This window comes from Bacillus sp. S4, from assembly GCF_040838205.1.
Taxonomy (GTDB): Bacteria; Bacillota; Bacilli; order Bacillales; family Bacillaceae_G; genus Bacillus_A; species Bacillus_A cereus_U.
On sequence record NZ_JBFPJI010000222.1, the window covers coordinates 1 to 5,520 of the forward strand.

The window sequence follows — 5,520 nt, forward strand, 5'->3', positions numbered from 1 at the left end:
CGTTTATATAATTTTGAGCATCTTTCTTAAAAAAATTACTTTTACTTAAATCATGAGTGAAATTGGTTGAGGGGGATGTGTAGTCGATATTGGAAGTCAATTGTATTACCCGCCTTTCTTATGTTGTATTGCAATCTGAAATTAGGGTATGAGTCTAGTTATTGAAATGTGAAGGGGCAGATGGTTTTAGTTTGTTAAAAAATAAAAACGTTAGTATGTATGCGGTATGATATGATGGTTAATCCTGAAAAACTTATGCATTTAAATGTGAAAATATAAAATAAAGACGCATTTCAATAGAAATGCGTCTTTATTTTATTACTTTTCTAACATTTCAAGAGGTACATCTTTTTCACCAGCTACCTCGAATTTAATTTCCCCGTCTTCTTCATAAATACGTTTAATAATCGGTATAGTAATCATTAATTTTTTATGCTGTTTTCGCTTTCTAGCAGCATCTAAGCTAATCACGTTCATTTGTAAGCATCCTTTCTTCTAGAGATATATAAACAAAAGAAAATGCGTCCGAAAAGGGCACTTAATTGAATTTGAAATACCGATTCATTTAAATGGGGTTTATATTATTTTATAATTGAAAACTGGTTGTAAAATAATGTGAATGGAATAATTGCACGTAGAAATTAACTTTACCAAAAAACGAAACAATATGCTATAAAAAAATTTAAAACTTTGTCATATAACGAGAAAAAGGTTTTCGTTTCGCATATAATGAAAAGTAGACGGGCAGCAAGAGCTTTTTCATCATATTGCTTTGGAAAGGCGATGAAAAGAATGGATACGTTAGATTCATTATTATCTCAACTTGAACAATATGGAGAAGAACATGATCGACATAAAAAAACGCGGGAAGAAAAATTACGGAATATTTCTCGTGAGATGGGACAATTTTTATCAATTTTAGTAAAAGGATGTAATGTAAAAAAAATTTTAGAAATTGGAACTTCAAATGGTTATTCTACATTGTGGCTAGCAAATGCGGTAGAAGAAACAAATGGAAATGTTACAACGGTAGAACTTTCTTCAGAACGGGTGGGAGAGGCACTTGGGAATTTTAGGAAGGTGAATTTCACACAGCGAATCGATATTCACAATCAAGAAGCTGGAGCATTTTTAGATTCGCAATTAGATCATTCATTTGATTTTATTTTCCTAGATTCAGAACGAACGCAATATATGTGGTGGTGGGAACATATAAAACGTATTTTAGAGCCAAAAGGTTTTCTTGTTATTGATAATGCAACTTCTCATGCGGAGGAACTAGCAGAATTTATAAAGATGATTGAAGAAGATGATACGTTTGAAACGGTGTTATTAGCTTTTCAAAAGGGAGCATTTGTTGCGCGGAAGAATAATTAGAAGTGGGCTTAATGTAATTATCACATTGAAAGATAGCATATGTCAAAAGATAGAGCATTATATAAATTTAAGAGGATAACTAAATGGAACTTCAATTTAATATTCAGTGGTGATTAGTAAGGTAATTCGTAAAGAATCCGCCTTCAGTATGTTACTCTCTAGGTCTTAAGTCTGAGGAAAATAATGACGAGAACAGGTATACTTACACTATGAAACAGGGAATGACTGCATAAGCAGGTATTTCTTGAAAAATCGATTTCAAGCAAGCAAAATGTATATGAAATACGATATATTAGATGAAATATAGTGCACATAAATTCGCACATATAAATAAAGGAGCGATTTTGTTGACTGAACTCGAGAAAAAAGAACCTGTATCGATTGTGAAAGATAATAATGTAGAAGTAGTAGTGGATACAGTAATAAAAGATGCAGAACTTGAAGAACTGAATAAAGAAGCAGATCTTTATGTACAAAAGTTAAATAGCGAGCAAAATACAGATTTATCAAAAGTATTGTCGCAGCTTGGAGACTTAGGGGATAAAGAGCAGCAAGCGGCAGGACAAACGCTATCAGCTTTAAAACGTCCTGTGACAGCGATGATGAATGGAAAGAATGAAGAAATTCCAAATACATTGTTAGAATTACGAAAAGTGGTATCAGAACTTGATCCAAACTCATTAAAAGCAACTGGTATGAAGAAACTTATGTTTAAAGTGTTTAAGAAAAATCCGCTTGAAAATTACGTGCATAAATATCAATCTATAGATAAGCAAATCGAGGAGATTATAAGATCACTTCTCATTGGCCGTGATAACTTGCAAGAGGATACGGTTGGTCTTGAAATGTTAAAAGAGCAATCACACGATAAAATTCACGCTCTTGATAAACAAGTATACTTAGGAAGAAAACTTGCTGGTATGCTTGAAGCTGAGAAACAAAATCCAGAACGTCAAAGGGATATTCCGTTAATAAATGATGCATTAGAAAAGATACTTGTGCGTACTCGTAATATGCAACAAGCAAAAAGTGTATTATTACAATCTATCGCGTCTGTAGATATTATTAAGAAAAATAATGAAAAGCTAGCAGAAGCAATTCGCAATGCAATTACGATGACACAAAACGTTGTAACGGTTTCAGCTGCAATTCAGCTCGCATTAACAAATCAACGTAAAACAATTGATGCAGTTAATGCGACAAATGAAGCGATTGAATCAATGGTATTAAGCAATTCTCAAGCATTAAAACAAAATACAGAAGAAACAACAAAACTCCTAGAAAATCCTGCAATTAGCATGGATAAATTACGTGAATCATTCCAAAATGTATTCGCTGCTATTGAAGCATCTGAGAAATCGTCAGAGCGTATTATTGAGTCTAGTAAGAAGTTTGTAATTGAACTTGACACATTTAATGATGAGATGAAGCAGAAACTCATTCAGCGTCCAAGGAAATAACAGATCATTAGAGGAGGTGAAAAAATGAGTTTCATTCAAGGAGTATTATTACTATTAGGGTCATTACTTTTAATCGCATTTACTGTCGTTGTTTTAGTTGTATACTTCGGACGTAAACTTTATTTTTCATGGACGAAACCATATAAGAGAGCGCAAGATTCTATTGAAAAATTATCGAACAAATCAACACCGTTTTTACAAGAATTTACGCAGCACCCACTCTTTTATCGCTGGATTCGTACAGAAGGGAAAAAAGAACAAAATACATTAAATACACTTTTCTGTTCATCGGGCCAACGTACGAGAGAGCAAGTTTTCTCAATGTTACCGAAAGAAAAGCAGAAAAAAGTGCATGTGATGGCAAAAACAACGAAAAAGCTTACGAATGAAGATATTGATATTGCAACAATGAAAGTGAAAGATTTCTTGAGACAAGAATCACAGCAAACTGTAAAACCGACAGACTTATCGTTTTATAAATTGTATTTCTATGATCGATATCCAGATGCATTAAATACAATTCAAGCATATAAACGCTCGATTAATCCTTCACTACAAAGAACGGTTGATGACATTACAATTTCAGTATTAAATGCACTTCCGTACTATCAAGAACAACGCATGTTTGAACAACAACATAAACTTGAAACGTTCTTAATGAAAGATTTAACAGCGATGCTATCATTAGTGGTACAATTACCACCATCACAACGTCCTGAAAAAGAAGAAGAACTAAAAATATACTTGCAAAATTTCCAAAAAGAAATGGAAGTAGTAGAGCGAGACATTCGTGATTCCATTGATCACGATTTGAATGTAAAGATGAGAGCAGCGACTGAGAAGTTTAAGAATAAATAGAAAAAACCGCCTTAAAAGTTGAATGTTTCGGCTTTTAGGCGGTTTTTTGTGAATTTGAGGAAGTTGATAATTTTTAAAATTGTATGGGAGAAGTTACATTTGTATCACAATCAGAAATGGCAGCGAAAAGAACATATTATTTGATGAAGGAAATATACATTAAAGTACAAATAGCTGAATGAGATTTTTTGTATGATTTGTAAAAATATGATGTTAAAATATATAAAGGGATGTAGAGTCAGAAAAGTACAATGTGCATAATAATTGAATAGTGTATAAGTATTCCCATGTAGAAAGTGAATGATTACATGATTAATAGTATGCAATTGTTGTATGTAGTGGCTTCTTATTTATTTGGAAACATATTGACCGCTTATATAGTAACAAAATGGCGACATAACGTTGATATTCGTGATGAAGGAAGCGGAAATCCTGGTGCAAGAAATATGGGGCGAGTATATGGAAAAGGGTATTTTGTCGCTACATTTATAGGTGATGCGATCAAAGGTGCAATTGTAGTTTATATAGCAAAATACCTTTTTGAAGATGCTACATTCGTAATGCTGGCATTATTGGCCGTTATCATTGGACATATTTATCCAATTTTGTTTAAAGGTAAGGGTGGAAAAGGAATTTCAACATTTATTGGAGGGTTAATAGCATTTGATTATTTGATAGCGCTTACTCTAATAGGCATTTTTATTGTATTTTATTTAATATTTAAAGGATTTACTAAGCCAGGGTTAATTACAATCGCTTGTTTACCAATTTGCATGATTTTTTATTCTTACTCTATTGGTACGACTATTTTAAGTGCATTTATTATTGTGCTTATTTTATATGTAAATCGCGAATAAAGTGAATCTTTTATAAGTGGGGGAATCTCCACTTATAATTTTTATTAATTTGATAGTGAGTGGTAAGTAGAGATAAAGGAGGTAAGAAATGGGGTTAATTTATAAGGTTGCTGATCAAGCTTGGGAATTTGAAAGTATACATAAATTGAACTATAAAACATTTGTAGAAGAGATTCCGCAGCATGAGGAAACGAAAGAACGTTTTCGTATAGATCGATTTCATGAAGCAAATACATATTTAATTTGTTTAGATGGTGAGAAATTAGTAGGCATGGTCGCGGTGCGGGGAAAACGACCATTCTCGTTAGATTATAAAATTTCAAATTTAGATTTTTATTTACAAGAGCATGGAGAAAAAGTATATGAAATTCGTTTACTCTCAGTAGAAAGTGAATATCGAAATGGAAGAGCACTGTTAGGGTTAATTCGCTTTTTACATCGTTATTTACTTCTAAATGGATATGAATTAGCACTCATTTCAGCCACAACACGTGAGCTTCCTTTATATGAGCAAATGGGGTTTAAACCTTTCCATACGCTAGTTGGAACAGAAGAAGCAGCTTTCCAGCCAATGTATGTTACACCCACTAAGTTTGAAGAGTCGAGTGTTGGGGGGATTATGACGAAAGAATATACGTTTTTACCTGGCCCAGTAGACATCGAAGAGAATGTCCAAAAGGCATTTTCTACTAAGCCTATTTCCCATCGCTCCAAGTCATTTCAAGTGACGATGGGAAATGTGAAAAAACGATTACTTCAAATAACGAAAGCAAAACGTGTACAAGTTATGTTAGGAACAGGGACGTTAGCGAATGATGCAATTGCTTTACAGTTACGTTCATTAAAAGGTAAAGGACTAGTTTTAGCGAACGGGGAGTTCGGTAATAGATTAATTGAGCAGGCAAAACGTGCACATTTAAATTTTGATACGTATAAAAAAGAAATGGCAGAGCCGTTTATTTATACAG

Annotated in this window: 6 protein-coding genes and 1 pseudogene; 5 read left to right on the plus strand and 2 right to left on the minus strand. The window is 33.1% G+C overall.

The genetic code is table 11. The annotated features are described in order from the left end of the window. Window positions 1–100 (minus strand): annotated as a pseudogene (locus tag AB3X48_RS16895) (cupin domain-containing protein); the annotation flags it as partial. Between the two features lie 218 nt (window positions 101–318). After that, a complete protein-coding gene (locus tag AB3X48_RS16900; protein WP_002157830.1) occupies window positions 319–477 on the minus strand; it encodes a hypothetical protein in 159 nt (52 codons plus the stop codon). A 306-nt stretch (window positions 478–783) separates the two neighbouring features. Here AB3X48_RS16900 and AB3X48_RS16905 point away from each other — a divergent pair, with 306 nt between their 5' ends. From AB3X48_RS16905 to AB3X48_RS16925, 5 genes are all read left to right on the plus strand, one after another. Continuing rightward, window positions 784–1,377: an O-methyltransferase gene (locus AB3X48_RS16905; protein ID WP_078181928.1), complete on the plus strand. Its 594-nt coding sequence runs from the start codon at window positions 784–786 to the stop codon at window positions 1,375–1,377. A gap of 347 nt (window positions 1,378–1,724) precedes the next feature. Continuing rightward, entirely contained in the window at window positions 1,725–2,837 is a 1,113-nt protein-coding gene (locus AB3X48_RS16910) for a toxic anion resistance protein (protein ID WP_002109928.1), read from the plus strand. A 24-nt stretch (window positions 2,838–2,861) separates the two neighbouring features. Next, the gene (locus AB3X48_RS16915) at window positions 2,862–3,695 is read left to right on the plus strand and encodes a DUF3974 domain-containing protein (RefSeq protein ID WP_002085563.1); all 834 of its coding nucleotides are present in this window, start codon (window positions 2,862–2,864) and stop codon (window positions 3,693–3,695) included. A gap of 308 nt (window positions 3,696–4,003) precedes the next feature. Further along, entirely contained in the window at window positions 4,004–4,552 is a 549-nt protein-coding gene (gene plsY / locus AB3X48_RS16920; RefSeq protein ID WP_002109931.1) for a glycerol-3-phosphate 1-O-acyltransferase PlsY, read from the plus strand. A gap of 88 nt (window positions 4,553–4,640) precedes the next feature. Then, a partial coding sequence (locus tag AB3X48_RS16925; RefSeq protein WP_367959751.1) for a GNAT family N-acetyltransferase occupies window positions 4,641–5,520 on the plus strand: 880 nt, incomplete at its 3' end.

What these genes read in the sequence shown, in the direction of transcription:
- AB3X48_RS16900 (WP_002157830.1), bottom strand. Translation starts at nt 477, where the DNA reads ATGAACGTGATTAGCTTAGATGCTGCTAGAAAGCGAAAACAGCATAAA.
- AB3X48_RS16905 (WP_078181928.1), top strand. Translation starts at nt 784, where the DNA reads ATGAAAAGAATGGATACGTTAGATTCATTATTATCTCAACTTGAACAA.
- AB3X48_RS16915 (WP_002085563.1), top strand. Translation starts at nt 2,862, where the DNA reads ATGAGTTTCATTCAAGGAGTATTATTACTATTAGGGTCATTACTTTTA.
- plsY (WP_002109931.1), top strand. Translation starts at nt 4,004, where the DNA reads ATGATTAATAGTATGCAATTGTTGTATGTAGTGGCTTCTTATTTATTT.